Consider the following 25,439-nt stretch of genomic DNA (forward strand, 5'->3'; position numbering starts at 1 on the left):
CGGGGCCACGCTCCCGTCCGCACCGCGACGCAAAAGGACGCTAGGCAACTTCGTTCGGATCACCGGGCGGACCAGAGGAAGATGCCCGCGATGTGGAGTCCGGCCAGGTAGGTGGTGTCGGTCTTCTCGTAGCGGGTAGCGATGCCACGCCACTGTTTGAGGCGGTTGATGCACCGCTCGACGGTGTTGTGCTGCTTGTAGGTCTCACGGTCGAAGGCCGGTAGCCTGCCGCCCCGGCTGCCCCGACGTAGCCGGTGCGTGCGCTGGTCAGCAGGAACAGGGATCACTGCTCGGATGCCGCGCTTGCGCAGGTGCTCGCGAATCGCGCGGGAGGAGTACGCCTTTTCGGCCAGGACCAGGTCCTGCCTGGTGCGAAGCCGTCCTCGCCGACGGGGAACGCGCAGGCGGGCCATGACGTCGGTGAAGGCGGGTGCGTCACCGCCTGCGGTGAGAATGAACGCCAGAGGCCGGCAGCGGGCATCGGCCGCGAGGATCTTCGTGGTCAGCCCGCCGCGGGAGCGGCCGATGGCATGGCCATCGGGTTCGCCGACCGGGGCCCCTTTTTTTTGCGGGCCCCGGCCGCGTGCTGGTGAGCCCGCACGATCGTGGAATCCACCGGGACGGCCCAGTTGAGGTCCTCGTCCGCGTCGGCCCGGGCCACCAGAGCGGTGAACACTCGCTCCCAAGTGCCGTTGACAGCCCACATCCGCAGCCGGTTGTAGAGCCCCGCCAGTTGCCGAACTTCTCCGGCAGGTGGACCACTGCGTACCGGTCCGGACCTTGTGGGCGATTGCGTCGATCACCTCGCGATGGTCCCGCCAGCGGCTACCCCTCTCCGGGGTCCGGTACGGGAGTAACGGCTCGATCCGCGCCCACTGCGTGTCGGTCAACGGCACACCTGGACCAACTATCGGCTGATCCGAACGAAACCGCCTTAGGACCAGGCGGTGGAGCTAGGCCCACACCCGGGCCCCGGTCCACTCGGTGAACCGCCGGAAGGCCGTCACTCCGGAAAGACCGAAGCCCGGAAGAAGTTGGTTCCAGGTGCAGCCCGAGGTGCTGGCCACGAAAATGATCGCGGCCAGCACCTCCGGTCTCCTCGCCGCCGGGGCCTTCCGCTCTGCGGGCGAACCGGCGCCGGCGGCACCCACTGGAAGAACGTCCACAGGCCCTCCGCACCGTGCTCGACAAGCGCAGCAGTCATCAATCCAGCCTGCCGCAAGATCACGCGAACTGAAATGGCGTCCAAACCGGATCGCGGCAGTCTGGATCGAGGCCCGGTCGGCCCACCCGGGCCTCCTCGACGCGGCTGATGATGCTCGTCGCGCGAGGCGGTACACCGCACCCGGGAGCGGAATGGACTCGACCACCCACTCACGAGCACCTGACGTGCCATCAGAACGAGCGTCATATGAGCGTCGAGACTGCCGCGCACCACCCCGCAGAGATCGTGACACAACGCTCGCCACCCCCACTCCGCTGGCTGAAACCGCTACCACGAGTGTCGAGGACGCCGCCCAAGCAATTGGCGCGTCAATGTCAAAGGGCTACGAACCTGTGCGTCGCGGGGAGTTCCCTTGCCGTGTCCTGCCGATCGGCCGCGCAGCACGAGTCGTCACCGCCTCGCTCCTCCGCGTCCTCGAGAGCGGTGAACCCGAGTACAACGAAGCCGTCAGCGCGCGCACCAACCCAATCCGACCAGCCCCACCAAGAAGCCCCGTCGGAGCAAGTCGGCGGGGCTTTCTCGGCGCCGTCCATGGCCAGGGCACAAGGTGGACGTTGACCGTGCCGCATCGGGGCGGGCAAGTTTCGACACACGGTCAGGCCCAGCGTGATCGCCCCCGGTTACTCACGGGCCCTCATCGACAGGAGCGCTCAGGGCCCGAGCCAGCTGCTGTTGACGGCAGTCGGCGGCGACACCTGCGGGAGGGAAGGGCCATCGCCAACGAGTTCGACGCGAAGGGTTGTAGGGGGCCGTTGCCGCCTCTATCGTGAGGGATCGCTCCCAAGTGGGAGCGCTCCCACCTCGGCATTCGCAGCACGCTCTATTGCGCACGCCACCGATGAATCGTTTCAGTCCCCGTTTCGTGGAGTCCTCTGGAGAAGGAGCATCAAGATCGTGAAAAGATCAGACCTCGCCGGTTCCGCGCGGTGTTATGGGCAGGGTTCGTGACACTGTTCGCCGCGCTGTTCGTCGGCCTGCCGGCGACCAGCGCCGGCGCCGCTGAGATCGATACTGCGGCGCACTATCAGTTGGTCTCCCGGCACAGTGGGAAGGCCATGGAGATCGATGGCGGATCCACGGCCAACGGGGCCGCGCTGCTTCAGCGCACCCCTGGCTCGGTGACTCACCAGCAGTTCCAGTTCGTCGACGTCGGCGGTGGTTCCTACCAGCTCCGGGCCCGGCACAGCGGCAAGGTCCTGGACGTCGAGGCGAAGTCCACCGCGGATGGTGCGAACGTCCAGCAGTACACCGCCAACGACGGAGCCAACCAGCAGTTCAGTGTGGTCGACACCGACAGCGGCTTCATCCAGTTGATCAACCGCAACAGCGGAAAAGCGCTGGAGGTCTGGGAGCGGTCCACCGCGGACGGTGCCCGGATCTCCCAGTACTCCGACAACAATGGCGCCAATCAGCAGTGGCAGTTGGTGAAGGTCGGGGGCGGATCAGACCCTGACCCCGACCCGGATCCGCCCGGTGACGGGCTGCAGATGGAGGATCTGAACAGGGGCCTGGTCTCGGTGCGGTCCGGCTCGGGCAACTTGGTGTCCTGGCGGCTGATGGGCACCGAGGGCTACGACACGGCGTTCAACGTGTACCGCAACGGCGGCAAGGTGAACGCCTCACCGATCACCAGCTCCACCAACTACCTGGACGGCGGCGCTCCAGCCGACGCCACGTACACGGTTCGAGCAGTGGTCGGCGGCGCTGAACAGCCTGCCTCGGAGTCCTCGCTGCGTTTCGCAGGCGGCAACTACCTTGATGTCCAGCTGCAGAATCCTGGTTCCGGATACACCCCGGTGGAAGCAAGCCCGGGTGATGTGGACGGCGACGGGCAGTATGAGCTGATCGTGAAGTGGGACCCGTCCAATGCCAAGGACAATTCCCAGGCCGGGGTCACCGGGAACGTCTACCTGGACGCCTACCGGCTCAACGGCCAGCGGCTGTGGCGTATCGATCTGGGCCGCAACATCCGGGCCGGCGCGCACTACACCCAGTTCCAGGTCTTCGACTACGACGGCGACGGCCGGGCGGAGGTCGCCGCGAAAACCGCCGACGGTACGCGCGACGGGCAGGGCACGGTGATCGGTAACGCGAGCGCGGACCACCGCAACGGGGACGGCTATGTCCTGGCCGGCCCGGAGTACCTGACCATGTTCAACGGGCTGACCGGAGCCGCGATGGACACGGCGAACTACGACCCGCCGCGCGGCAACGTCTCCTCCTGGGGCGACTCCTACGGCAACCGGGTGGACCGCTTCCTGGCCGGCACCGCCTATCTCGACGGGCAACGGCCCTCGCTGATCATGGCGCGCGGCTACTACACCCGTGCCGTCGTCGCGGCCTGGGACTTCCGCGACGGCCGGCTCACCCGCCGGTGGACCTTCGACTCCAGCGCCTCGGGGAACTCCCGCGCGGCCGGACAGGGCAACCATCAGCTGTCCATCGCCGACGTCGATGCCGACGGCCGCCATGAGGTCATCTACGGCTCCGCGACCATCAACGACAACGGCACCCTGATGTACGCCACCGGCTACGGACATGGTGATGCTCTGCACGTCGGCGACTTTGTGCCCTCCCGGGCCGGCCTGGAGGTGTTCACCATCCATGAATCGGGCAACCAGCCCGGCTCCGACCTCCACGACGCCGCCACCGGTTCGGTCATCCACCGCACGCCCACCAGCGGTGAAGAAGGCCCAGGCCGCGGGGTGGCCGCCGACATATACGCCGGCAACCCGGGCGCAGAGTTCTGGGGCGCGGGACCGAACATGTCCCAGCTGCGCAACTCCTCCGGCGGCGACGTCGGCCGCAACCCCTCCTCGGCGAACTTCCTCGCCTGGTGGGACGCCGACCCCGTGCGCGAACTGCTCAACGGCACACAGATCGACAAGTACGGGACCGGCGGTGACACCCGCCTGCTCACCGGTAACGGCGTAGCCTCCAGCAACGGCACCAAATCCACTCCCGTCCTGTCCGGGGACCTCTTCGGCGACTGGCGCGAAGAAGTCATCTGGCGCCACTCCGGCAACAACGCCCTGCGCATCTACGCCACCTCGACCCCGACCACCACCAAACTCCACACCCTGGCCCACGACGCCCAGTACCGGGTCGCCCTGGCCTGGCAGAACACCGCCTACAACCAGCCACCCCAACCCAGCTACTTCCTGGGCGCCGACATGGCCAGGCCGCCCCAGCCCAACGTCTACGTACGCTGACCCGCCCGATCACCTCATGCGCAAGTGGAGCGTCTTGGCGGACAGGTCGCGCCGCGAAGACGCTCCATGCACAGTGCCGACCAGCAAACGACGCGAAGGCACGGCCGCTTTCACCCATGACCCTGGCTGGAGCGAAGGGACAGGAGGGCAGGCGGCACGGCCGCAGAGTCGATGCAACACCGGGCGTGGCCGGAACTGGGCCGCAGTCGACATGGTGGTCGCTGTCATGTGTGCACTTGCTGGTGACGGGTCTACTGCTGTGGCTGGGTCGGAACGGGTCCGGGCCCTTGGGGATTCCTGCTGGCACCCCGAGTGGCGGTCAGGGGGCAGTTCCTAGGGCGGCTGGCCTGGCCGCAGGGCTGCCGCGGCAGTGCCGCCGCGACCGGAGGACCCGAAGGAGTAGTCGCACCGGGAGATCGCGCGGATAGGGCCTTCTGGCGCACCATGCGGAGCCACCGGTGGCCGCTGCTAGCATTTGCGTCATGTCAGCCGCTTCGTGCTCGGCCGCTTGCGCGGCAGTGACCAGGGCGTCCCGCTAGCGGCGGGACGCTCCGGCTCACAGCAACACCCCACCAGGAACGTCCAGCCGCTTCGTGCCCAGTCCGGAGCGGCTCTTTGTGCTGCCCGGAAACTCTTCAGAGTTACGGAGCAACCGATGCTTTCAGGCATCCCTTCTTCCTGCAGGCACAACCTGTCCTCGCTGCGTGCGTGGCTCGTGCTGTGCACGATGTCCATGCTGCAGTTTTTCATCGCGGTCGACGTGACCGTGGTCAACATCGCGCTGCCTTCGATCGGCGCGGACTACGGCGTCGAGGGCCACGCGCTGACCTGGGTCGTGGTCGGCTACACCATTGTCGGTGGCGGGCTGCTGATGCTCGGCGGCCGGCTCGGTGACCTGCGGGGTCGCCGCCGCACTCTGCTGTCCGGTATGACGCTGTTCGGCGCGGCGTCCCTGCTGGCGGGCCTGGCCCCCTCGTTCCCGGTCCTGGTCGCCGCGCGCCTCCTGCAGGGGGCCGGCGAGGCTGTCGCGCTGCCCGCGGCGATGGCGACCATCGTGCTGCTCTTTCCCGAGGGCCCTCGCAGGTCTCGTGCCCTGAGCGTGTGGGCCGCGGTCGCCAGCTGCGGGCTCGTGCTCGGGTTCGCCCTCTCGGGCATCGTCACCGCCCACCTGGGCTGGCGCTGGATCTTCCTGATCTCGGTGCCGTTCGTCCTGGTCGTGATCGTGTCCGCACTCCTGCTGATCCCTGTCGACCCGCCGGCCTCGCATGGGCGGGCCCGCCTGGACCTGCCGGGCTCGCTCCTGCTGACTGCGTGCCCACTGCTGTTCGTCTACGCCGCCGTCGAGGCGGGCGAGCCCGGAACCAGTCTGTGGGTGAGCCTGGCGGCGCTGGCCGGTGCGACGGCGGCCGCTGCCGGGTTCGTGCGGGTCGAGTCGAGGTCGCCGAACCCGCTGGTCCCGCTGCTCTTCTTCGCCAACCGAACCCGGGTGCGGGCGAACCTGACGACGATGCTGCTCAGTGGCGCCTTGTCGACCTCGTTCCTGCTGTTTACCTTCTACCTGCAGGACCGGCTGGGCATCGGCCCTTTGAGGGCCGGGCTCACGATGCTGCCGCTGGCCGTGGCGCTGATCACGGCCTCGGTGCTCGTGCCCCGGCTGCTGAGCCGCTGGGGCGCACGCGCGTGTGTGCTGATTGGGCTCGTAGCGGCTGCGGGCGCGATGACCGTGATCGCGCTCGTGGCCCTCCTCGGTGGCGGGCCGGCGTGGCTGCTTCCGGCGATGCTGCTGATCGCAGCGGGCATGGGCTTCGGACTCGTGGGGCTGCAGTACATTGCGGTCAGCGCGACGAGCGCCGAGGACGTTGGGATCGCCTCGGGCGTCCAGCGAGCAGCCGACCAGCTCGGCGGAGCCGGGGGCGTGGCCGTGTACCTGGGCATCGGGTTCGCCCCGGCCCTGCACGACGGCGACCAGTTCCTGATCGCCGCAGCCCTCGCTGTCGCCGGGCTGGCAGTCGGGGCGGTGGTCGTCGGTCGCTCCCCGGCCACCACGCAGCCCGCGCCCCAGTAGGAGAGCGGGCCGTCGTGCTGCCACCGTTCGGCAGCAGCACGACGGCCCGCCCCTCTGGCTCCTTCCGCGCCGACGACCCGCAGGAGACCTCGTGCCCGTCCTGCCCGGCTTCATCACCGCCCCTCATGTGGGAGCAGTTCGAGGCGCTGCTTACTGAACACACCGTCACCCATCCGCTGGGTCGTCACCGGCCCCGCATCCCCGACAGAGTCGTCTTCGCCAAGTTCCTGGCCCGCCTCGTTCCCGGCGGCATCTACCAGCAGCACGCCGACCAGACGTGCTCGGCGACCACGATGCGCGCACGGCGCGACGAATGGATCCGTGCGGATGTCTTCGAGTACCTTCACCCTTCGCGTTGGAGGCCTCTCGGGCTCCCGGATGCCATCACCGGCCCACCTCGACGCGGGCTACGACTCGAGGCAGATCCGCGAGCTGCTCGCCAGGCCGAACACATCTCCCAGAGGAACTTTCCCGCCTTTGACACCAGCATCCCGGGCGTTGTACATGCCAGATCCATCCAGCGGCCGGCCATCAGCGGGCCACCGTGCCGACGATGGGCTCACCGGGCGCCTTGGCGTCGCCACCGGGACCGGTGGGCCGGAACGGCTGCCTGCGGCGGGACGCCTCTGGCGCGGCTGCTGCCTTACCGGGGGTGGGCCACCCGGCGCAGAGCCGCGATCAGTTCCCGGTTGCTCGCACCTTTGAGTACGTACTCGAGAACGCCGGCGCTTGTCATCTGTTCGACGGAGGCCTTGTCGTCGTATGCGGAGAACGCCACGATCCGGCTGGCCGGCGAACACCGTGCGATGGTTCTGGCGAGAGTGGGGCCGCCGCCGGGAAAGCGGACGTCCAGGATTACGAGGTCCGGTAGATGATGCTCTGCGAGTCGAAGCGCCTGCGCGCCGTTGCGCGCGGTGCCCACCACCTCCAGATCGGGTTGCGACTGGACTACTTCGCTCAAGGTCTCCAGGAGCATTACATTGTCATCGCACAGGAGCACGCTGAACGGTGAGCCGGGCGAACCGCCCGGTGGGGTCATGTTCACGACTCCTCGTCCGCCGACGCCGCAACCGGAAGCGGGTTCGGCACCCAGAACTCCACCGTCGTCCCTGTCCCGGGGCGGCTGTGCATGGACCACCATCCTCCTGCCGTCTCAGCTCTCTCCCGCATCTCGATGACACCGAAATGTTCGCGGGTGCCGTCCTCCTCCCGAGGCTCGCCGGTCCCGTCGTCCGCGACACGCGTCAGCAGGCCCCCGTCAGCCGACGTGACGCGCACGTCGACCCTGCTCGCGCGCGCATGCTTGTTCACGTTCAGCAACGCTTCCTGGACAATCCGGAAGATCGTGATGGCCGTCTCCGGCGTGGGCTCACGATCAATCTCGTGTTCGAACGAGCACGCCATCCCCCAGGAGGAACGCACGACGTCTTCCAGGTGACTCGAAAGCCCTTCGACCAGGCCATGCCTGTCGATACCGGGCGGATGCAGCCGGAAGGTCAGACTCCGGAGCCGTGTGATCGCCTCGCGCACCGTTGTGTCCAGGCGTCGCAGTTCCGCGGAGTGCGCCTCCGGCACCCGCTCCGCCATCAGTTCCAGCCGCATCCCGACCGCCACCATGGCCTGGATGGAGTCGTCGTGGACATCCCACGCGATGCGGCGTCGTTCCGTCTCCTGCGCCTGGACCAGGTGATCGAACAATCGCCGCCGCTCACTGAGGGCCTGCTGCGCCGCCCGCCGTTCGGACATGTCGCGGGTGACCTTGCCGAAGCCCTGCAGCACGCCTTTTTCGTCCCACAGGGCGGTGATGACCACGTTCGCCCAGAACCGGGAGCCGTCCCGGCGGACCCGCCAGCCCTCGTCCTCCAGTCTGCCTTCGGCCACGGCGGTCTCCAGTTCCCACTGCGGCTTGCCCGACGCCTTGTCCTCGGGCGGGTAGAAGACCGAGAAGTGCTGTCCCAGGATGTCGGAGGCGCTGTAGCCCTTGATCCGCTCCGCCCCCGCATTCCAGCTGATGATGTAGCCCTGCGGGTCGAGCATGAAGATGCCGTAGTCCAGCACCCCCTGAACCAGCAGCGTGAAGGCTGTCTCCGACAGCGGAGCCGCCTGCTTCCGCGCCGGCTTCTGCGGTTGGGGCTCCCGTGTCACTTGAGGAGCCCTTCACGTCGCGCGATCGTCACGGCTTCCAGCTGCGAACGCGCCCCCAGTTTCTCCAGCACCCGCTGGACATGGTTGCGCCCCGTGTTGAGAGCGACCCCCAACTGGTCGCTGATCTCCGCGGTGGTGTGGCCTTCCCCCAGCAGATGAAGAGCTTCCCGCTCCCGCGGCGTCAGGTTCGCTCCGGGACCCGGCACCCTGCCGGTCAGCCGTCCCAGCACGTCGCCCATCAGGTCCCGGCTGAATACCGTCTCACCCGCCGCCACCCTGCGTACGGCGTCCTCCAGCTCGCTCAGACCGCGGGCCTTCAGTATCAGGCCGGACCCGCCGGTCTCCGCGACACGCGCGGCGACCGACCCGCTGCCCTCGCCCGCCAGGATGAGCACGCGCGCTTCCGGCACGAGTGCCAGCAGAGCGGCGATGGCGGAGACCCCGTCACCGTCCGGCAGCCGCCGGTCCATCAGGACGACATCCGGCTCACACCGCTTCGCGTCGGCCAATGCCGACGCCACCGACGCCGCGCGTCCCACGACCTGCAGATCGGATGAGCGCTCCAGGGCGAGGCGGATCGCCTCGGCCACCATGTCGTGATCCTCGACCAGCAGGATCCTGACCGGTCGGCTGTCCAGGGAAGGTGAAGGCATCGGTGCATCCTTGCAGGTGGCGGAGCTCACGATCATGCCAGAAGGCTCTGGGGGCTGGACGCGCCATCATGCCGCGGCCTCTGCGCCACCGCGCACGGTGGCCGTGTCCGGAACGGGGGGATCCAGCTCCGGGTCCGCAGGTGCGTCCCTTCCGGTGAGGACGTCGTCGGCCCCGATCAGGGAAAGCAGTCGTGCCAGCTGCGCTCCAACCCCTTCCACGACCAGACCGACGCCCGCTCGAAGGACAGTCGACCGTGCCATGAGCAGGGAGCTCAGGCCGGCGCAGTCACAGAAGGTGACGTCGGTCAGATCGAGGTGGAGGCGCGTGGGCTGCTTCGCCAGACACGCGGCCACCGCCTCCTGGACGTCAGGGGCGGTGTCCAGGTCGAGTTCGCCGGCGAGAGCCACACGCCCGACACTCGAACGAACCGCGACATGCGACGTGAACGGGTAAACGGTCACGATGTCCCGCCCTCTTCTGTCCTCGCCTGCGACGCGTGCCGCAGCGCGGTCCGGAGGCCCTCCCCGTCGAGGAGAGCTTCTGTTGCCTGCTGCCACAGCACCACTCCATAGTGCATCGGCATCAGCGCCAGTCTAGTGAATCTGCACTAGTCGCTGAAGTCAACCCGATCCAAGGCGGTAAGGGGTGGGTGGGGGCGCGAGCAGGAAGCAAGGCGATCCCGGAACTCGGCCCGGCAGGTGCTCCCCCCTCTTCGGCCGGATCGAGTCCGGGCGGGCACACCTTCGGGCGCCATGCGCGCGCCCAAAGGCGGGAAACAGTCGGCGGCACCTGTTCAGGCATGGCCTGACAGGTGCCGCCCCGATGAAGTCGGACCGGTTCGAACTGCAGGCCGCCGCACGGGCCGTGCTCAGGGCTCGCAACACAGGCCCGGATCAAGCCAGTTGACGGTCCGGTGCGCAACGCCCGGACGTGCAAGATTGCCAGGGACTTCGCGGTCAAGGCTCGCATCCAGGCGATCAACCAGCTCGAAGCCGTTCTGGTTCATAGCCGACCCCGCGCAGCGCGGAGGACCGACGAATCGATGAGCATGGGGTCACGGAAGCCACAGCTGCTGCTCGGCTCCCGCGAGCGGGGTGGGGTGCCCCCGGGACCCGCAGCGGGCCGGCGTTCGGCGGCTGGTCGGCAAGCTGAGCGTGCAACCGCTGTCACTCTGTCGCCTTTGAGGTGGCCTTCTGTGCGGCGGCACACACGCGTAGGTGTACGGGGACGCGCTTCCGCGGTCGTCGTCTCAGCTGCGGTGACTGGGGCCGGTTCCTGCCAGCCCCGTGCCGAGCAGAACGTATGCAGCCAGGGCTTGGATCGGTATCTGCCCGCCCGCCTGGTCGATCTCGTCGATGAAGTACCCGGAGAGCCCCACCCAGGCCAGCCCACCAGCGACGATCAGCACGGTGTTGTCGGGCTCCCTCATCACGCGCATGCCGGCCCACAGCAGAAGGGGCATCACAGCCCAGGAAACGGCTGTGGTGAGGAGGAACTCGAACGCGCCGGAGAACATCGTGTCCCCGGTTGCGGCCGCCCTGTCGCGGGCCCAGGCGTAGCCGGCGGACATGAGGGTGTGGCAGGCCGCGGTGGCGGCGGTGACCGCCAGGGCCCCTTTGGCATGTTGTACGTAGTTGATGGCGGAGATCCTCGCTTTTGGTAGCCATGTGCCCTGGCGCGGTTGCGCGGCGGACCATGGATGTGCGCGGACGATGACCATGGGCGGTCTGTCCTCCGGTGTGGGACGCGGCTAACGGCTGTCAGGAATGGCCGTGACCGTGGTGCGTGGACGCCACCCTCGGCAATGTGCGTCGTCATAAGTCGCGCCAGGCAGTGGGCACCCGAGGCTGCCGGCCGATCCATGGGCTCCGGAGGCGTCTCTCAGCAGCCCGCGAGCTGCCATCTGTCCGATCGACAGCGCGGTCGGTAGAGGCGAGGTGCGACATCGCGGAGGGCGGCGTGGGCTTCTGATGCAGCCAGCCGCCCCGCTAGTGGGGCGGCGGTAGCGGGTCCAGGCCATTACTGACGGTGCAGCCGCCCTCTCCGGGCATCCGCTGGATCCGGGACGGCACCCACACTTTGGTGACGCCGGGGCGCACATGGGCGAGCAGGCAGTCCTGCGGGTCGAAGTGGTTGCCCTTCACCGACAGCAGGACGCCGACTCGGCCGTCGGCCGCCTTCACCTCGGTACGGATCGCCGGATCCAGGTCCAGGGCGGTGAGCACACGGCGTACTTCGGCCTCGTCCACGCGGCCACCCTCCGGCACCCGGGGGAGTTTCACGCGGAGTTCCTTGTACGGCAGCCGGGGCGGTTCGGGTGGCGGGGCGAAGGTCAGCGGACGGCCGTCCGGGCATTTCACATCGTGCGGCTTCTCACGCCACTCCGACTTGGGCGACACCCGCACCTCGAAACAGCGCTGCACGGTGACCTCCTCGACGTCGAACCAGCTGTTGTACGCCGAGCCGGACGTGCGGACGACCACGTCGACGCCGTCCCCCTCGTGTGTTGAGGTACCTGTCAACCGCATCACCTCGACCCCGTCGATGCCGGAAGCGGAGCGTCCGACCTCCTGCGTCGTGCGCGGACGCTGGGAGTGCAGCAACTCGCCCGCCCTTACGGCCACTTCCCGTGCGGCATCGGTCGCCACACCCTCGGAGGACTGCACTACCCCGCAGCCCGCGGTGAACAGCAACAATGGTGCGAGCAGAAGTAGTCGGCGCATGCGTTCACCCTTGCGGCGCCGCGCGCAGCCGACAGCCGTTCGCGTACTCAGACCGGTGTAGGTGATCGTACTCAGTCGGTGCGGCTGACAGCCGTGGACCTCGTTCCCCGCGATCCACGGTCGGCAGAAGCTGCGCAGCAGCTGACGGCGCGCTCGATCCCTGCCAAAAGGTGCAAGGACAAGGGCGTGTGACTGGCATAGGCCATCCGCTCGAGGCTCCTGCTCGACCGGCGTACCCCAAGACCGGAAGGACAGCTGTTTCTGGAATTTCTACCTTGTGAGAAAGTCGGTGAGCACATGGCCGATCCGGCCGGGCGCGTTCTCCGTGGGAATGTGGTCGGCGTCCGGGACTCGTACGAGTGTGGTGTGCGGGATCTCCGAGGCGAACCGCTCTGCGTACTCCACCCTCTCGTGCCCGTCGTCCTCGCCCCAGATCAGCAACTTGGGCGTGGTGGATTGCTGCAGTGCGGGAACGAGCTCGAGGGTGTAGCGGTTGTCGGCCGCACCGGCGAGGGCCATCCAGGAGCGGCGCACCCGCGCGTCGGTCCATGGATCCACGTACTCCGCGACCCGCTGCTCGGTGGCGGCACCGGCCAGCGACCAGGTCACCGCCTGCCGGCGGGCGTCAAGCACCTCGTCGGCGGCGGTCCCCGGGTCCCGGAAGCGGGCCACGTGCGGCGCCGGCCAGGAGTCGTAGAGGACCGAATTGACCAAGGCCAACCGGGACACCTCCAGCCGATCACGAACGAGAAGATGCTGGGCGATCGCGCCGCCGATGTCATGACCCGCCACGGCGACCGGCCCGGAGAGCCCCGCCGCTGACACGAACCGCGTCGCCCAGTCCGCAAGGGCCGGGACCGTCGCCGTCTCCAGGGTGAGTTCGCCGCCCGAGCGACCGAGCCCGGGGAGATCGACCGCCAGGGGCCGCAGCCCGGCCCCGGCAAGGTGGTCGAGCACCGGGAGCCAGACACGGCTCCAGTACGTTCCGTGCAGTAGCAACACGGCCGGGCCGTCCTGCTCCACGGTCAGGTAGCTGGCCATTTCGCCGTCGACCCGGACCGTGGCCCTCGACACTCTCGATTCGGTGATTGCACTCATCGAACCACTGTGACCGAGGCCAGCCCGCAAGCCGAGAGGACGGAAAGACATCCATGGGTACATTCCTGCCATGAGCCCGCATCGAGTGGTGGCCCTCCGGACCTGCGCCGAGCACCCCGGACACCTGCCGACCACCGCCGGCTCCCGATGCTCGTCGACGCCAGGCTGACGGCCCTGCAGCAGGCGGACACCGTCATCATCCCCGGCTGGCAGCCGCCCGGCACACCGGCGCCACCGACCGTCACCGCCGCGCTGCGGGCCGCCCACTGCACGGGGCGTTCGTCCTCGCTCAGGCCGGACTGCTTCGGGCATCGACCTGTGCCTGCACCTGGTACGCGGCGACCACGGCGTGGCATACACCGCCCCGATCGCCCGGGACCTGGTCCTGCCGCCACACCGGCAGGGCAACCGGCGGACGGGGGTGGTGCGGCGGGCGGAGTCGGACCGGATGTCGTCGGGGCGGTTCCGTCCGGGCTGGCGGTATACCCGCCGAGAGGCAGGGGCACGGCCCGGCCAGCACGGCAAGGGCTGCGCGACGGGAGACATGGGTTCGACGGTGCATGGGGTGCGGACGTTCCCTTCTGTAGCGGTCATTCGGACAGGCCGGTCTCGGCTCACCGTGCGAGGTCGCCCAGGAACCGCGCGGCGACCGGGCCCGCGTCAGCGCCACCCGAACCGCCGTCCTCAAGGAGCACCGCCCACGCGAGGTCGGTGGCGCCCTGGTAACGGATCATCCAGGCGTGGGTGCGCGGATGGGCTTCGCTGCCGAATTCCGCGGTCCCGGTCTTCGCGTGCGGTTGGCCGGGAAAGTCCTTGAGGGCGCGGGCGGAACCGGCGGTCACGGTGGTGCGCAGCATGGCGCGTAGCCGGTCATCGACCTCGGGGTCCAGCGTCTTCGGTGCCTGGTACTTCTTCTTCACCGCGTCCGGCGGACGTTGCCTGATCCGGCACTAGTTACCGCGTCGCCAGACCACCGCCGCGGCGCTGGAGATCCACCGCAACACGGTGCGGCGCCGCATCAGCCGCATCTCGGAGCTGCTCGACACCGACCTTGACGACCCGGAGGCCCGAATGGAGTTCTGGTTCGCCCTTAGCTGGCTCCCTGACGAGTGCCACCCCCACGGCAAGGACAAGAGCTGACGACTTCGCACGAATGGCCGAGTGCGGTCGCTGTGCGCAGGCTTCGGGCTCACGCTGTGGAGTGGCAGAGCACCTGCGCTCTCAACTCCCACGCGGCGAGGATCGCACCAAGACGAAAGGCCGGCAGTCATGGCGGAGATGCCCAGTGCAGCGCGACGGAACGCGAAGGACCGGAAGGACGGACGACCAGCCGGCCCCGCATTGTTCTTCGGCGTGCCGCTGATCATCAGCGGGGTCCTGAGCATCCTCCAGGGCATCACCGGCATCGCCCGCGACCGCCTCTACGGCGTCCCTCGCCAGTACGAGTACCGGTTCGACCTCACCACCTGGGGCTGGATTCACCTGATCGTGGGAGTGGCCCTGGTGATCGTGGGCTTCGGAGTGCTGCGGACCTTGAGCTGGGGGCGATCGGCCGGCATGACGATCGCCGCGATCAGCCTGGTCACCCAGTTCATGTTCATCCCGTACTACCCGCTGTGGTCGATCAGCATCATGACGCTGGACCTTGTCATCCTGTGGGGACTGGCCAGAATCGGCGTCAGCCAGAATCCATAGGCTGCGCCGTCGGGACATGGGACGAGCAGGTACCGGGCAGCTCGCCCCGAAGTCGCGTGGTCAGGGCTGCTGAGGATGCGCGGTTCAGGGGATGGGCAGCGGCGATGGCGGTTTGATGACGGCGAAGGCGAACGTCGTCTTGATCGAGGACAGTGACGGAAGGGTCCGCAGCTCTCGCCGTACAAGGTCTTCGTATGCCCCGAAGGATTCGATGACGATCTTCACGAGGTAGTCGTCGTCGCCGGCGAGCAAGTACGCCTCGACCACCTCGGGAATCGCCCGGAGCTTCTCCTCGACGGCGTCGACGACCTGCGAGGTGTGCGAGAGGAGCGTCATCCGCGCGAACGCGGTGATCGACAGCCCGAGCGCGTCCTGGGAGAGCATCGCCGCGTAGCCCTTGATCACGCCGTTCTCCTGCAAAAGCCGCACACGTCGCAGACACGGCGACGGCGAGAGGCCCACGCGATCGGCCAGCTCCTGGTTGGTGAGTCTGCCGTTTCGCTGGAGTTCGAGAAGGATCTGCCGGTCGATGTCATCCAAGGTCGTCATGTAGCAGATCCTGCCATATACAACGGCTCTAGCGGCAGGAAAAGCAATCGACTGCCGCCTTCATCTCTCTAGCATTGCCATCCGTAGAGCAGGGATGGAAGGAGCTGGCCATGGCCGATCAGAGGCGTGCCAGGTGGAGGGGAGCGGTCGCTCTCGTGGCGGCGGTTGTGCTGTGGTCCTCGTTCGCCCTGACGGTCAGGGGGATCGGCTCGTCCAGCCTCACTTCGATCGACGTGGCGTTTCTGCGCTTCGCGACACCCGTTGTCATCCTGGCGCCGTGGCTTCCGCGCACCCTCCGCGCCCTGCGCGGCGAACGGATCGGTGTCCTTATCATGCTCGCCGTCGGTGGATTTCCGCACTTCCTCCTCTCCGCGCTCGGCGGACACATGACCTCCGCCGCGCTCATCGGCCTCCTTGTCCCCGGCACAGTCCCGCTGTTCGTCGTGGTGATCCTGTTTCTCCGGTGGCGGGAACGGATCTCCACGCGACGCCTGATCGCCCTGGCCGCGATCATCGCGGGAATCGCGGCGTCCGCGATGCAGACGACGTCGGCCACGACGATCGCGGGCGTCGGCCTTCTCCTCACCGCGGGGTGCGCCTGGGCCGTCTACACGGTCAGCCTGCGGCAGACAGCGCTCGGCCTGATCGGCGTCGTGCTTGCCATCTGCACGCCCGCCACGATCACAGCGGCCCTGCTTGCCGGCTCCACCGCTATGCCCTCGCACCTGCTGGCCGGCACCGCCGGCATCTCCGACGTCCTGCTCTTCACCGGCCTCCAGGGCATCGGGACGGGACTGCTCTCGACCCTGTGCTACGCCTACGCGGTGCGCACGCTCGGCAGCAACGCCGCGGCAACGGCCGGCGCGGTCAGCCCCGCCCTGACAGCTCTCCTCGCCATCCCCCTCTTCGGCGAGCCCATCACCCCTGGCATGAGTACCGCCCTCACCCTCACCATCACCGGCGTCACGTTGTTCAACATCACGCCGCGCCACCGTGGATTCGGACCGAAGCGTCCACTGTCCGAGTCGAGGGGGCCTGGCCGAACCAGCAACGTGACGCAGGCCAGGCGGCCAACCAGCGCCGCATCAACGAACGAGGCTGCCTGAGACCTGGGAACGTTGACCCGTACGGGGCCGGGGCCCCAGAGCCGTCCACCGACACGCACGAGCGCGAGAACCCGGGCGGGGCCCGCCCACCGGCAAGCAGGGGCGCGGAGTCGTCGGTCGCGCGCGCTCGCCCCGCGCCCTCTCGGTCGCCCGCATCGACGCGGAACTCCCTGGCTTTCGGAGCCGCCGCGTCACGTCCGGGTCTTCCTGTCCCTGGCCTCACCAGGGTGGGCACTGCCTCCAGCGACCCGGCAGCAAGGCCATCACCCCCACCAGGACGATGGCGAGCCCCCCACCGACCACCGTCATCCCCAGTCGCTGCACCGCGATCTCGGCCGTCGCGTGCGCTCGCCCCGAGGAGAACAGCAACAAGACCGTCGGCGTCAGGAACGCGGCGTACAGGAGGTCGTCGGGAACGAGGGCGTAGGTGACGGTGAGTACCGCGCACAGCGCCGCCAGCACGAGGCAGAGCGTCGGCGGGGCGGCGACGGCGATCGCGACGGCGGCCGTCGCGCCGGCTGTCGTGCCCAACACTCGGTGGACCACGCGTGCCCGTGTCGCTCCCGACGCGGGGACGAAGACCAGGCACAGGGTGAGCACCGCCCAGTTCCCGCGGGGCAGATCGAAGGCCCGGGTCAGCCCGATCAACAGGACACATCCGCATGCCAGTGCGGCGGCGTGCACGGCAGCGTCCCGGCCGGGGGCGGGTTCGGTCGTGAAGCGCATGCGGATCACTGCCGCCACCACGATCACCACAGCGGCTCCCAGCCAGTTGGCGGCAGCCACCGCCACCGCGCTGTCCGGAGTGAGCACCGCGTACAGCAGCAGGTTGGACGGCAGCAGCGCGGCCACCCCCACGCTGCGCTGGTTGAAGACCCACTGCAGCGCGCACGCGGTCACCACGGTGACGAGCAGCAGCGGGGTGTTGCCCGCGACGAGTGCGCCGACCGCGGCGGCGAGCCCCGCCGACAAGCCGACCCAGATCTGTTCGAGAAGGGGCAGCCGGCCTGCCGCGACCGTCATGAACGTCATGCCCAGATATACGGCCACGGCGATCTGGCCCTCGACCAGCCACCAGGCCAGCCCGACAGGGACCACCGCGATCAGCACGATGGCGGCGGACTTCGCCAGCAAGGCCACCGGCGGCAACCGCTCCACAAGACGCATACAAACCTGGTCATTATCGGCAACAGTAGAATCGATCATGGCACACTCCGCTCACCCGCCCGCCCCGCAGCATGACCATGAGGACGGAGATCTCACGATGGCGGCAGCGAACACCTCAGCAGATCTGGCCGCGGTCTACCGTGACCTGCACGCGCATCCCGAACTGGCCTTTCGGGAGACCCGGACCGCAGCGATCGTCGCAGACCGGCTCCGCACTCTCGGGTACGAGACCACGACCGGTGTCGGCCGTACCGGCGTCGTGGGCGTACTGCGCAACGGCGACGGCCCCACCGCGCTCCTGCGTGCCGACATGGACGCCCTTCCCGTACAGGAACAGACCGGCCTGCCCTACGCGAGCACCCTCCAGGGCACCGACAGCGACGGCACGACCGTGCCCCTCATGCACGCCTGCGGCCACGACATGCACGTCACATGCCTCCTGGGCGCAGCCGCCGAACTTGCGGCGGACCGGTCCGCCTGGCAGGGCACCGTCCTGCTCGTCTTCCAGCCGGCCGAGGAAATTGCCGGCGGTGCCCGGGCCATGGTCGATGACGGCCTCTACGAACGCTTCGGCCGTCCCGACGTCGTACTGGGCCAGCACGTCGCGCCGCTACCCGCGGGGTTCATCGGACTGCGCCCCGGCCCGGCCTTCGCCGCCTCGGACTCGCTGAGCGTCGTGCTGCACGGGCAGGGCGGCCACGGGTCACGGCCCGAAGCGACCGTCGACCCCGTCCTGATGGCCGCGGCCACCGTGATGCGGCTCCATGGCATCGTCTCCCGCGAGATCGCCGGCTCCTCCACCGCCGTCCTCACGGTCGGCGCCCTGCATGCCGGCACCCGCGGCAACATCATCCCCGACCGCGCAGAACTCCACCTCAGCGTCCGCACCTTCGACCCCATGGTGCGGGAGAATGTCATGGCCGCCATCGAGCGGATCGTGCGGGCCGAAGCCGCAGCGTCCGCGGCCCCCCGGGAACCGGACATCACCCTCACCGAGTCCTTCCCCGCCGTCATCAACGACCCGGACGCCTGCGCCCGCACCCAAGAGGCTTTCGCCGCCGGTCTCGGCCCGGACCTGGTGGTCGATCCCGGGCCCGTCACCGGCAGCGAGGACGTCGGCATCCTCGCCACCAAGGCGGACGCACCCTGCGTCTACTGGCTCCTCGGCGGAGCCGACCCACAAGCATTCGCCCCCGCGCGGACGTTGGAGGAAGTCGCGCATATCGCCCACAGCCTGCCCTCCAACCACTCCCCTCACTACGCCCCCGTCATCGAGCCCACCCTCACCACCGGCATCAAGGCCCTCGTCCACGCCGCACACGCCTGGATGCCCGCACAGACCTGACCTGCTCTGTCCCCCTCACTGCGGCCAGGTCGTCGGACGAAGGGATGCGCGGACGTGATCACCGCTCGGCGCCGGGTCCCGTCGCGGCGGACGCCGTCAGCTCGGCCTCACCTCGGGCCACTGGGACGGAGGTGTCCTCCTCGGGCACAAACGCGATCTCGCCGTCCAAAACCTTACGAGCGCGGTCGTGGTCGAGCGCTCCTTCCCACTTGGACACGGCGAACACGGCGACACAGTTACCGAGGAGGTTGGTGGCCACCCGCATGGTGTCCATGATCCGGTCGACCCCGAGCAAGAGCGCCACGGCACCGGCCGGGACGACTCCCAAGGCCGAGACCGTCGCCGACAGCGCAAGGAACGCCGACCCGGGCACGCCGGCCATCCCCTTGCTGCTCAGCATCAGAACCAGTACGACGGTGATCTGCTGTCCGAGCGTCAGATCGACACCCACGGCCTGGGCGATGAACAGCGTCGCGATGGAGAGATAGATGGAGGCACCGTCGAGGTTGAACGAATACCCGGTGGGCAGCACCAGGCCCACAGAATCGTCGCGGCAACCCGCCTGCCGCAGCTTCTGCATCATGCGCGGCATCACCGTCTCGCTCGAGCCTGTGCCGAGTGCCAGCACCAGTTCCTCGCGGGTGTAGCGGACAAACTTCCACAGGCTCACGCCGGTGCACATCTTCAAGGCGGCACCGAGCAGCAGCAGAAAGACCAGCGCCACCGCGTAGCAGACGCCGATCAGCTTGCCGTACGTAGACAGTGCTCCGAGACCGTACTCCCCGACCAGATGGGCGGTGGCCCCGAACACGGCCAGGGGGGCGAGCCGCATGACGAAGCCGACGATGGCGAAGATCACTTCCTGCACCTGATCCACGGCCGGAAGGATCGCCGGCACCTTGGTGTGTCCCAGGTGAAGCAGGGCAGCTCCCACCAGGCAGGCCAGAATGAGGACCTGCAGCAAGGAGTTCTCGGCGAACGCGCCCACCGCGCTGTCGGGCAGTGAGTGCAGCAGAAATGCACTCGTGGACGGCAGTTCACCGCCGCCGGTCTTCTCATCAACGGCCGAGGCATCCAGCGAGGCGGGATCCACATTCATCCCGCTGCCTGGGCGGACAAGGTTCCCGGCCACCAGCCCGATCACTAGAGCCACGGTAGTGGCCACCTCGAACCAGATCAGAGCCTTGAGCCCGATCCTCCCGAAGGACTTCAGGTCGCCCGCCTTGGCGATCCCGGTGACCACGACGCAGAAGACCAAGGGGGCGATCATCGCCTTGATCAGCCGAATGAAGCCGTCTCCGAGCGGCTGCACGGCGGAACCCGCATCGGGCCACACCCCTCCGACAATGATGGCGACCACCAGCGCACAGAACACCTGCACGAACATCGATGTCCGAAGACTTCGAGCGAGACGACGAGCCAGGGACGGACTGACCTGCGTCATGGATACACCCCTCTTCGACTTTCCGCGATGCGGAATCATGGTTCCGCTTGATGGTCAACTATCAAGGGAGCTCCAGCGGGAGGGAAGGGGTAAGCGCCAGGGAGCTCGAACTTCGGCACATGACCCAAGCGTCAAGCAGGGCCAGTAGCTGCAAGTGCCACGCAAACACACAGAAGGGCGAAACCGGACCGCGTTACCCCAAAGAGTGTCGGGAGCACCGGCTGTCGGGGCCTTCGATGGCAGCTGCCCCGCCGCGTGGGTCCTCTCCGCGCGAGCGCTAATGACGCCTCGCCCCGCATGCGTTCGCTGTTGTCGCCCAGGGCCGTCAACAGCACCGCCGCACTGCGGGGTCCGACTCCGACAGATTCCAGGAGGCTGGGGTAGTGCGTCCTGATCAACACGGACAGGCGCTGTTCCAGCACTCGAGCTTGCTCACCCAGCTGCTCGATGCGGTCAGCCAGTACCCGCACCGTGAACCGGGTGGCCCGCACCATCGGATCTGCCTCCTCGCCGCCTTCGCGCAACTGCAGGTAGGAAACCGTGAGACGACGGCGCGACAGACTCCGCAACTCTTCCCTGATGCCTGGATCGGCCGTGACCAGGATCGCCTCAATCACAGCAAGGTCCACCGCACCGACCGCGACGGCACCTTCCACACCCTCTGGGGCGGCGACCGGACCGAAACGGAAAGCTGAACCGGGTAGCCGCGACCGCTGACGAGGGGTGCATGCCCTCGGGCGCGGGGGCGGGCCCGAGGGATTCGGCGGTGCCGCAGGGGCCCCGCGCCTCGGGCAGCCGCCGGTGGCCTCCTCGCGCGTGATGAGGAGGCCACCGGCGGCGCTAGGTGCTCAGCGGTTGGTCCACAGGTTCCACACCCAGGGCCAGGCGTTGCCCTCGGCGCACTGGTAGCGGTCCCAGTGCCCACGCTCGATGCCCTGCTGACCAGCCGTCTGGCAGCCGTTCAGGGTCATGAACTTCTCGCGGTGGATGTCGAGGCCGTCGGCCGCGGGGGCAGCGGTCACCCGGTGGGGAGCCGGGGCGGGAGCCGCGACGGCTGAGGCCGCCGAGTTCAGGCCGAGACCGGCCACCGTGATGGCCGCGTAAGCGGACAGTGCGATGCGTACACGCATGATGAAGGTCCTTTCGGGAGGGGTACGGAGCCGGGGCCCCGCGGCGTCCGCCGACACGGCCACGACTGACCGGCTCGCTCACCCCTGGGGGTGATCCGTGCTCAGCCGGTACGCAGAGTTTGCACAGGAAGCGGCATCTTCACGACGGGATCCCGCTTGCTTCGGTGATGTCGGGATAAATACAGTCCTGACCTGCTGGGACGTCACTGTCCCGGGACATGGGAAGCCGGTGGGACGCCGTAGCCCCGCCCTGCGAAAGGTCTCCTCCTCGATGACCGGTCAACGACCCGACCACGGTGCGGCAGCACGGGAACTGGGAGCAGCGCTGCGTGGCCTGCAACAGCGGTCCGGACGCACACTGCGCAGCCTGGAATCCGAGGTCCGCATCAGCGACTCGTCGCTCTCCCGCTACTTCCGCGGCGAGACCGTGCCGAGCTGGCCCGCGGTTCGAGACCTGTGCCGGGCGCTGAAGGCCGATCCGGTCCCGTTCCGCGCCCTGTGGGAGGCCACCGGGAGCACCCCGCCGGACGAACGGGAGGCCGTCCCCGTCACCAGCGGCACGGCCGGCGACGCGGCGGCTGATGCCGGGCCGTCACCTGCGACCGCTCCCGAGGGGCGGCCCTGGCTGCGCGCACCCCTGCCCGGCGGACGCGTCCTGGTGACCGGCCGTGCGGGTGCCGCCACGGTGACCGCCGCTGTGGGCGTGCTCGTGGTCGTCGCGGTCCTGCTGTTCCTGCTCTGGCCGCGCGGAGCGCCCGATGCCGCACCCGCCGCGCAAGGTGCCCAGGGGGCGGCGGACGGCACGGGCGGGAGCAGCCATGCCGGGGTGCTGGTCCACAACGTCGAGGAGGCGTGTCAGAGCCCACGCACGACCCGGTGCGCACTCTCCCTGGCCTACAACCCCTATCGCCCCTACAACACCACCAACTCCGCCGGCCGCGTGTGGCACCACGACCTCCTCCACGCCACCTGCACCATCGCCAACGGCGTCACCGTCACCGATGAGAACCACGAGCACACCAGCATCTGGATCCGGGTCACGCACGACGAGAAGCAGCTCTGGCTGCCCGGGATCCGCGTCCACCCGGACCAGTTGACCCAGCTCACCACCGTGCTGCCCGCCTGCGCCTCTTGAACACCGGACGCCTCGGGGGACCGCGGTGCCCCGGCGGGACGAATCGCCTGGGCGCCCGCTGCGGGGCGGGCGGGGTCAGACGGGCGGGCGGGGGTGTGTGGCGGTCAGGACGAGTACGGCCTGGTCGTCGTCGATGCCGGCGCCGTCGGTGAAGGCGGAGACCGCGGTGGTGAGGGCGTCCAGGACGTCCGGGGCGTGCCGCAGTGACGGGGTGAGCGCCTGTGTGAGGCGTTCCTCGTCGAACAGTTCGTCCGCCTTGTTGCGGGCTTCGGTGATGCCGTCGGTGTAGAGGACCAGGCTTTCTCCAGGGGCGAGGCCCAAGCGGTGTGAGTCCGGACGCGGGTCCGGCAGGATGCCGAGGAGTGGGCCCTCGCTGGTCACGGGGTGGGGGCCGTCAGCGGTGAGATGCAGGGGGAAGGTATGACCGGCGCGGACGAGTTCGATGTCCAGTCCGGTGTCGGTGGGGGTGAAGTGGCCGTAGACGAGGGTGACGAAGCCGGTTCCGTGACTGCCGTGCCGCTTGATCAGGGCGTGGTTGACGGCCTGGACGACGGCCTCCGGGCCCGGGAGGAACGAGGCGACGGCCCGCGCGGTGTGGCGGACCAGGGCGGTGGTGGTCGCGGCCAGCGCTCCCCGGCCGCAGACGTCGCCGAGCATGAAGGCCCAGCGGCCGTCCTCCAGGGGGAAGACGTCGTAGAAGTCCCCGCCGATCTCCAGCCCCTCACCGGCGGGATGGTAGTAGGTCGCGAGCTCCGCGCCCGGCAGGTTGGGCAGATCCGGCAGAAGCAGTCCTGCCTGCAGGTCACGGGCGAGGGCGGCGCGCTGGGTGTACTGGCGGGCGTTGAGGGCGGCGGTCGCGGCGCGGCGGGCGAGTTCCTCGGCCAGGGCCACGGCGTGCCCGTCGAAGGCCTGGTCCCCGGTGGTCAGCAGGGTCAGGGTGGCGAAGGTCTGACCGCGGTCGGTCAGGGGGACGCACAGGTAGCCGGTGACCCCCAGGTCCTGCCAGGGTCCGGGACCGGCCGGAGCGCGACGGGCGACCTCGCTCATCGAGGAGGCCAGCACGCGGGTGACCGCGTCGTCGTCGGCGTCGTAGACCGGGATGTACGCGGCCAGCAGGTGCTCCGCGTGGCCGGTCGAGGCCGCGGTGGCGATACGGCGCACCCGTCCCTGCTCGACGACGTCGACGGCGCACAGCGGGGCCAGGGCGGGCACGCACAGGGAGGCCAGCCGCTGGAGTGTCTGGGCGTAGTCGAGATCGGCGCTCAGCGCGGTGCTGGCCTTCAGGAGGAAAGCCAGGCCGTCCCGGGCCGCCTTCTCCCTGGCCTCGGCTGCCAGCCGGGCCTGCTCGGCGTGGTGGCGTTCGATGGCCAGCGCCGCGGTGTCGGCGAAGACACCGGCGAGTGCGAGGTCGGACTCGACCGGGGCGCGGGGAACGCGGTGGTACATCGCGAAGGTTCCCAGCAGCTGCCCGTCACGAGCAAGGATGGGGGTCGACCAGCAGGCGGCGAGACCGGCACGCTCGGCCAGGTCGCGGAAGTCGTCCCAGAACGGGTCGGTGGCGATGTCGGAGACGATGACCCGCTGCCGGCGGTGCGCGGCGGTGCCGCACGAGCCGACGCCGTCACCGGTGGCGATGCCGTCGATGGCCTGGTTGTAGAAGTCCGGCAGGCTCGGGGCGGTGCCGTGCCGCAGGTGGCGTCCGTCGTCGTCGGCGAGCAGGACCGAGACCAGTACCCCCGGCGACAGGTCCTCGATGGCCTTCGCCATACCTTCCAGAACCTCTTCCAGGGGTGCCTGGCGTGCGATCTGCTCCAGCAGGGCACGGTGCTCGGCCGTCAGCCGCTGGGCGTGCTTGACCTGGGTGGTCTCCACTCCGATCATCCGCACGCCCATGACGTTGCCGCCGACGTCACGGCGGGGCTCGTAGACGAAGTCGAAGAACGCCTCACGCGTCTGCGCGCCTTCTCCCAGCAGCACCCGTGCGTTGCGTCCGGTGTAGGGCCGGCCGGTGCGGTAGACGCGGTCCAGGAGCGCGATGAAGCCCTGGTCGGCCAGCTCGGGTATCAGCTGCCCGAGCGGCAGCCCGGTAGGTGTGCCGGTCCGGCCGACGGCGGTGAAGAAAGCGGGGTTCGCGGCCTCCAGCAGGTGGGCGGGGCCCGCCATCGAGGCGAAGACCGTCGTCGACTCACCGAACAGCGCCCGCAGATCCGCCTCCACGGCACGCGCCCCGCCGGCTCTCGGCTCCGCCAGGGCGGTAGGCCTCCGCGGTGTGCTGGTCATCCCGCCCCTGCTTCCCGTCCGTCTTTCCCCGCAGTCCCACCGGCCACCCCGTCACGCCCGCCCCGGGCCGCGGCCAGGGCCTCGTCGACACCGGCGTCGACGGCGATCACCGCGTCCAGTCCCGTCAGCGAGAGCACCTTGGCGACCGGGGCGGGCGGAGCCGCCAGCCGCAGTTGTCCTCCCTGCGCCGACAAGCGCTGGTAGAGCCGCACCAGACCGCCGATGCCGGAGGAGTCGCAGAAGGTCATGGAGACACAGTCGACCACCACCAGGCGTGGAACCGGCCGCGTGGCCAGCGCCGTCTCCCCGGCCTCGTACAACTGCACCACGCTCTCGAAGTCCAGCTCTCCTCGGAGCTGCAACACCACGGCGCCCGTCACCGGCCTGACCTGAACCGAGAACACCTTCCGTCACGCCTCCTGCCCACCGGTACACCACAAGGTCCTCATCGTAGAAGTGTTCTTCC

Annotated in this window: 23 protein-coding genes and 4 pseudogenes; 9 read left to right on the top strand and 18 right to left on the bottom strand. The window is 68.9% G+C overall.

Annotated elements, in window-relative coordinates:
• Positions 1-59: 59 nt before the first annotated feature.
• A pseudogene (locus tag ACHFIV_RS14810) lies at positions 60-896 on the bottom strand (IS5 family transposase).
• A pseudogene (locus tag ACHFIV_RS33190) lies at positions 838-1,204 on the bottom strand (transposase); the annotation flags it as partial. The pseudogenes ACHFIV_RS14810 and ACHFIV_RS33190, both read right to left, overlap by 59 nt.
• Before the next feature lie 965 nt (positions 1,205-2,169).
• Between ACHFIV_RS33190 and ACHFIV_RS14815 the strand changes: the two are divergent.
• Positions 2,170-4,437 (top strand): rhamnogalacturonan lyase family protein, encoded by a 2,268-nt coding sequence (locus tag ACHFIV_RS14815; protein WP_398968036.1) that lies wholly within the window; start codon positions 2,170-2,172, stop codon positions 4,435-4,437.
• A 727-nt stretch (positions 4,438-5,164) separates the two neighbouring features.
• Positions 5,165-6,502 carry an MFS transporter gene (locus ACHFIV_RS14820; RefSeq protein ID WP_398968247.1) on the top strand — a complete coding sequence of 446 codons (1,338 nt, stop codon included), beginning with the start codon at positions 5,165-5,167 and terminating at the stop codon, positions 6,500-6,502.
• Positions 6,503-6,615: 113 nt separating this feature from the next.
• Here the strand turns inward: ACHFIV_RS14820 and ACHFIV_RS14825 are convergent, their stop codons facing one another.
• The 9 genes from ACHFIV_RS14825 to ACHFIV_RS14865 all read right to left on the bottom strand — a co-directional run bounded on the left by ACHFIV_RS14825 (position 6,616) and on the right by ACHFIV_RS14865 (position 13,122).
• Positions 6,616-6,849, bottom strand: coding sequence for a hypothetical protein (locus tag ACHFIV_RS14825; protein WP_398968039.1), 234 nt, complete (start codon positions 6,847-6,849; stop codon positions 6,616-6,618).
• A gap of 296 nt (positions 6,850-7,145) precedes the next feature.
• A complete protein-coding gene (locus ACHFIV_RS14830; RefSeq protein WP_398968250.1) occupies positions 7,146-7,541 on the bottom strand; it encodes a response regulator transcription factor in 396 nt (131 codons plus the stop codon).
• A 2-nt stretch (positions 7,542-7,543) separates the two neighbouring features.
• Positions 7,544-8,647 carry a PAS domain S-box protein gene (locus ACHFIV_RS14835; protein WP_398968041.1) on the bottom strand — a complete coding sequence of 368 codons (1,104 nt, stop codon included), beginning with the start codon at positions 8,645-8,647 and terminating at the stop codon, positions 7,544-7,546.
• Positions 8,644-9,300 (bottom strand): response regulator transcription factor, encoded by a 657-nt coding sequence (locus ACHFIV_RS14840; protein WP_398968044.1) that lies wholly within the window; start codon positions 9,298-9,300, stop codon positions 8,644-8,646. Before ACHFIV_RS14840 ends, ACHFIV_RS14835 begins: the two co-directional genes overlap by 4 nt.
• A gap of 66 nt (positions 9,301-9,366) precedes the next feature.
• Positions 9,367-9,762, bottom strand: a complete 396-nt coding sequence (locus tag ACHFIV_RS14845; RefSeq protein ID WP_398968047.1) for an STAS domain-containing protein — start codon at positions 9,760-9,762, stop codon at positions 9,367-9,369.
• Positions 9,759-9,884 carry a hypothetical protein gene (locus ACHFIV_RS14850; RefSeq protein ID WP_398968050.1) on the bottom strand — a complete coding sequence of 42 codons (126 nt, stop codon included), beginning with the start codon at positions 9,882-9,884 and terminating at the stop codon, positions 9,759-9,761. The genes ACHFIV_RS14845 and ACHFIV_RS14850 overlap by 4 nt, the downstream gene beginning before the upstream one ends.
• 666 nt (positions 9,885-10,550) lie before the next feature.
• Positions 10,551-11,021: a hypothetical protein gene (locus ACHFIV_RS14855; RefSeq protein WP_398968053.1), complete on the bottom strand. Its 471-nt coding sequence runs from the start codon at positions 11,019-11,021 to the stop codon at positions 10,551-10,553.
• Between the two features lie 268 nt (positions 11,022-11,289).
• Entirely contained in the window at positions 11,290-12,024 is a 735-nt protein-coding gene (locus tag ACHFIV_RS14860; RefSeq protein ID WP_398968055.1) for a translation initiation factor IF-2, read from the bottom strand.
• 270 nt (positions 12,025-12,294) lie between these two features.
• Positions 12,295-13,122: an alpha/beta fold hydrolase gene (locus ACHFIV_RS14865; protein WP_398968058.1), complete on the bottom strand. Its 828-nt coding sequence runs from the start codon at positions 13,120-13,122 to the stop codon at positions 12,295-12,297.
• A 49-nt stretch (positions 13,123-13,171) separates the two neighbouring features.
• Between ACHFIV_RS14865 and ACHFIV_RS33195 the strand changes: the two are divergent.
• Positions 13,172-13,558: pseudogene (locus ACHFIV_RS33195) on the top strand (AraC family transcriptional regulator); the annotation flags it as partial.
• Positions 13,559-13,736: 178 nt separating this feature from the next.
• On the opposite strand, the gene ACHFIV_RS14870 reads toward ACHFIV_RS33195, so the two are convergent.
• Positions 13,737-14,042: a penicillin-binding transpeptidase domain-containing protein gene (locus ACHFIV_RS14870; RefSeq protein WP_398968060.1), complete on the bottom strand. Its 306-nt coding sequence runs from the start codon at positions 14,040-14,042 to the stop codon at positions 13,737-13,739.
• Between the two features lie 55 nt (positions 14,043-14,097).
• Here ACHFIV_RS14870 and ACHFIV_RS14875 point away from each other — a divergent pair.
• Together ACHFIV_RS14875 and ACHFIV_RS14880 are read left to right on the top strand one after the other, a co-directional pair.
• Positions 14,098-14,262: pseudogene (locus ACHFIV_RS14875) on the top strand (helix-turn-helix domain-containing protein); the annotation flags it as partial.
• A gap of 213 nt (positions 14,263-14,475) precedes the next feature.
• Positions 14,476-14,817: a DUF7144 family membrane protein gene (locus ACHFIV_RS14880; RefSeq protein WP_398968062.1), complete on the top strand. Its 342-nt coding sequence runs from the start codon at positions 14,476-14,478 to the stop codon at positions 14,815-14,817.
• An 84-nt stretch (positions 14,818-14,901) separates the two neighbouring features.
• Here the strand turns inward: ACHFIV_RS14880 and ACHFIV_RS14885 are convergent, their stop codons facing one another.
• Complete coding sequence (locus tag ACHFIV_RS14885) at positions 14,902-15,366, bottom strand: Lrp/AsnC family transcriptional regulator (protein ID WP_398968064.1); 465 nt, start codon at positions 15,364-15,366, stop codon at positions 14,902-14,904.
• A gap of 110 nt (positions 15,367-15,476) precedes the next feature.
• Between ACHFIV_RS14885 and ACHFIV_RS14890 the strand changes: the two genes are divergently transcribed.
• The gene (locus tag ACHFIV_RS14890) at positions 15,477-16,472 is read left to right on the top strand and encodes a DMT family transporter (protein WP_398968066.1); all 996 of its coding nucleotides are present in this window, start codon (positions 15,477-15,479) and stop codon (positions 16,470-16,472) included.
• A gap of 219 nt (positions 16,473-16,691) precedes the next feature.
• Here ACHFIV_RS14890 and ACHFIV_RS14895 read toward each other — a convergent pair whose 3' ends face one another.
• Positions 16,692-17,639, bottom strand: coding sequence for an FUSC family protein (locus tag ACHFIV_RS14895; protein WP_398968068.1), 948 nt, complete (start codon positions 17,637-17,639; stop codon positions 16,692-16,694).
• Positions 17,640-17,736: 97 nt separating this feature from the next.
• Here ACHFIV_RS14895 and ACHFIV_RS14900 point away from each other — a divergent pair, with 97 nt between their 5' ends.
• Positions 17,737-18,984 (top strand): amidohydrolase, encoded by a 1,248-nt coding sequence (locus tag ACHFIV_RS14900; protein ID WP_398968071.1) that lies wholly within the window; start codon positions 17,737-17,739, stop codon positions 18,982-18,984.
• A gap of 58 nt (positions 18,985-19,042) precedes the next feature.
• Here the strand turns inward: ACHFIV_RS14900 and ACHFIV_RS14905 are convergent, their stop codons facing one another.
• Positions 19,043-20,428 carry a cation:dicarboxylate symporter family transporter gene (locus ACHFIV_RS14905; protein WP_398968074.1) on the bottom strand — a complete coding sequence of 462 codons (1,386 nt, stop codon included), beginning with the start codon at positions 20,426-20,428 and terminating at the stop codon, positions 19,043-19,045.
• 383 nt (positions 20,429-20,811) lie between these two features.
• On the opposite strand from ACHFIV_RS14905, the gene ACHFIV_RS14910 reads away from it, so the two are divergent.
• Positions 20,812-21,123 (top strand): hypothetical protein, encoded by a 312-nt coding sequence (locus ACHFIV_RS14910; RefSeq protein WP_398968077.1) that lies wholly within the window; start codon positions 20,812-20,814, stop codon positions 21,121-21,123.
• Between the two features lie 153 nt (positions 21,124-21,276).
• On the opposite strand, the gene ACHFIV_RS14915 is transcribed toward ACHFIV_RS14910, so the two are convergent.
• Positions 21,277-21,558 carry a hypothetical protein gene (locus ACHFIV_RS14915; protein ID WP_398968079.1) on the bottom strand — a complete coding sequence of 94 codons (282 nt, stop codon included), beginning with the start codon at positions 21,556-21,558 and terminating at the stop codon, positions 21,277-21,279.
• A gap of 271 nt (positions 21,559-21,829) precedes the next feature.
• Between ACHFIV_RS14915 and ACHFIV_RS14920 the strand changes: the two genes are divergently transcribed.
• Positions 21,830-22,693: a helix-turn-helix domain-containing protein gene (locus ACHFIV_RS14920; protein ID WP_398968082.1), complete on the top strand. Its 864-nt coding sequence runs from the start codon at positions 21,830-21,832 to the stop codon at positions 22,691-22,693.
• A 75-nt stretch (positions 22,694-22,768) separates the two neighbouring features.
• Here the strand turns inward: ACHFIV_RS14920 and ACHFIV_RS14925 are convergent, their stop codons facing one another.
• Both ACHFIV_RS14925 and ACHFIV_RS14930 read right to left on the bottom strand, forming a co-directional pair.
• The gene (locus ACHFIV_RS14925) at positions 22,769-24,973 is read right to left on the bottom strand and encodes a SpoIIE family protein phosphatase (RefSeq protein WP_398968085.1); all 2,205 of its coding nucleotides are present in this window, start codon (positions 24,971-24,973) and stop codon (positions 22,769-22,771) included.
• Positions 24,970-25,377, bottom strand: a complete 408-nt coding sequence (locus tag ACHFIV_RS14930; RefSeq protein ID WP_398968088.1) for an STAS domain-containing protein — start codon at positions 25,375-25,377, stop codon at positions 24,970-24,972. The genes ACHFIV_RS14925 and ACHFIV_RS14930 overlap by 4 nt, the downstream gene beginning before the upstream one ends.
• Between the last annotated feature and the right edge of the window lie 62 nt (positions 25,378-25,439).

It is taken from the genome of Streptomyces sp. ALB3 (genome assembly GCF_044385685.1).
Taxonomy (GTDB): domain Bacteria; phylum Actinomycetota; class Actinomycetes; order Streptomycetales; family Streptomycetaceae; genus Streptomyces.

What these genes read in the sequence shown, in the direction of transcription:
- ACHFIV_RS14885 (WP_398968064.1), bottom strand. Translation starts at nt 15,366, where the DNA reads ATGACGACCTTGGATGACATCGACCGGCAGATCCTTCTCGAACTCCAG.
- ACHFIV_RS14865 (WP_398968058.1), bottom strand. Translation starts at nt 13,122, where the DNA reads ATGAGTGCAATCACCGAATCGAGAGTGTCGAGGGCCACGGTCCGGGTC.
- ACHFIV_RS14920 (WP_398968082.1), top strand. Translation starts at nt 21,830, where the DNA reads ATGACCGGTCAACGACCCGACCACGGTGCGGCAGCACGGGAACTGGGA.
- ACHFIV_RS14860 (WP_398968055.1), bottom strand. Translation starts at nt 12,024, where the DNA reads ATGCGCCGACTACTTCTGCTCGCACCATTGTTGCTGTTCACCGCGGGC.
- ACHFIV_RS14850 (WP_398968050.1), bottom strand. Translation starts at nt 9,884, where the DNA reads ATGCCGATGCACTATGGAGTGGTGCTGTGGCAGCAGGCAACAGAAGCT.
- ACHFIV_RS14830 (WP_398968250.1), bottom strand. Translation starts at nt 7,541, where the DNA reads ATGACCCCACCGGGCGGTTCGCCCGGCTCACCGTTCAGCGTGCTCCTG.
- ACHFIV_RS14915 (WP_398968079.1), bottom strand. Translation starts at nt 21,558, where the DNA reads ATGCGTGTACGCATCGCACTGTCCGCTTACGCGGCCATCACGGTGGCC.
- ACHFIV_RS14855 (WP_398968053.1), bottom strand. Translation starts at nt 11,021, where the DNA reads ATGGTCATCGTCCGCGCACATCCATGGTCCGCCGCGCAACCGCGCCAG.
- ACHFIV_RS14820 (WP_398968247.1), top strand. Translation starts at nt 5,165, where the DNA reads ATGTCCATGCTGCAGTTTTTCATCGCGGTCGACGTGACCGTGGTCAAC.
- ACHFIV_RS14895 (WP_398968068.1), bottom strand. Translation starts at nt 17,639, where the DNA reads ATGCGTCTTGTGGAGCGGTTGCCGCCGGTGGCCTTGCTGGCGAAGTCC.
- ACHFIV_RS14890 (WP_398968066.1), top strand. Translation starts at nt 15,477, where the DNA reads ATGGCCGATCAGAGGCGTGCCAGGTGGAGGGGAGCGGTCGCTCTCGTG.
- ACHFIV_RS14840 (WP_398968044.1), bottom strand. Translation starts at nt 9,300, where the DNA reads ATGCCTTCACCTTCCCTGGACAGCCGACCGGTCAGGATCCTGCTGGTC.
- ACHFIV_RS14905 (WP_398968074.1), bottom strand. Translation starts at nt 20,428, where the DNA reads ATGACGCAGGTCAGTCCGTCCCTGGCTCGTCGTCTCGCTCGAAGTCTT.
- ACHFIV_RS14900 (WP_398968071.1), top strand. Translation starts at nt 17,737, where the DNA reads ATGGCGGCAGCGAACACCTCAGCAGATCTGGCCGCGGTCTACCGTGAC.
- ACHFIV_RS14925 (WP_398968085.1), bottom strand. Translation starts at nt 24,973, where the DNA reads ATGACCAGCACACCGCGGAGGCCTACCGCCCTGGCGGAGCCGAGAGCC.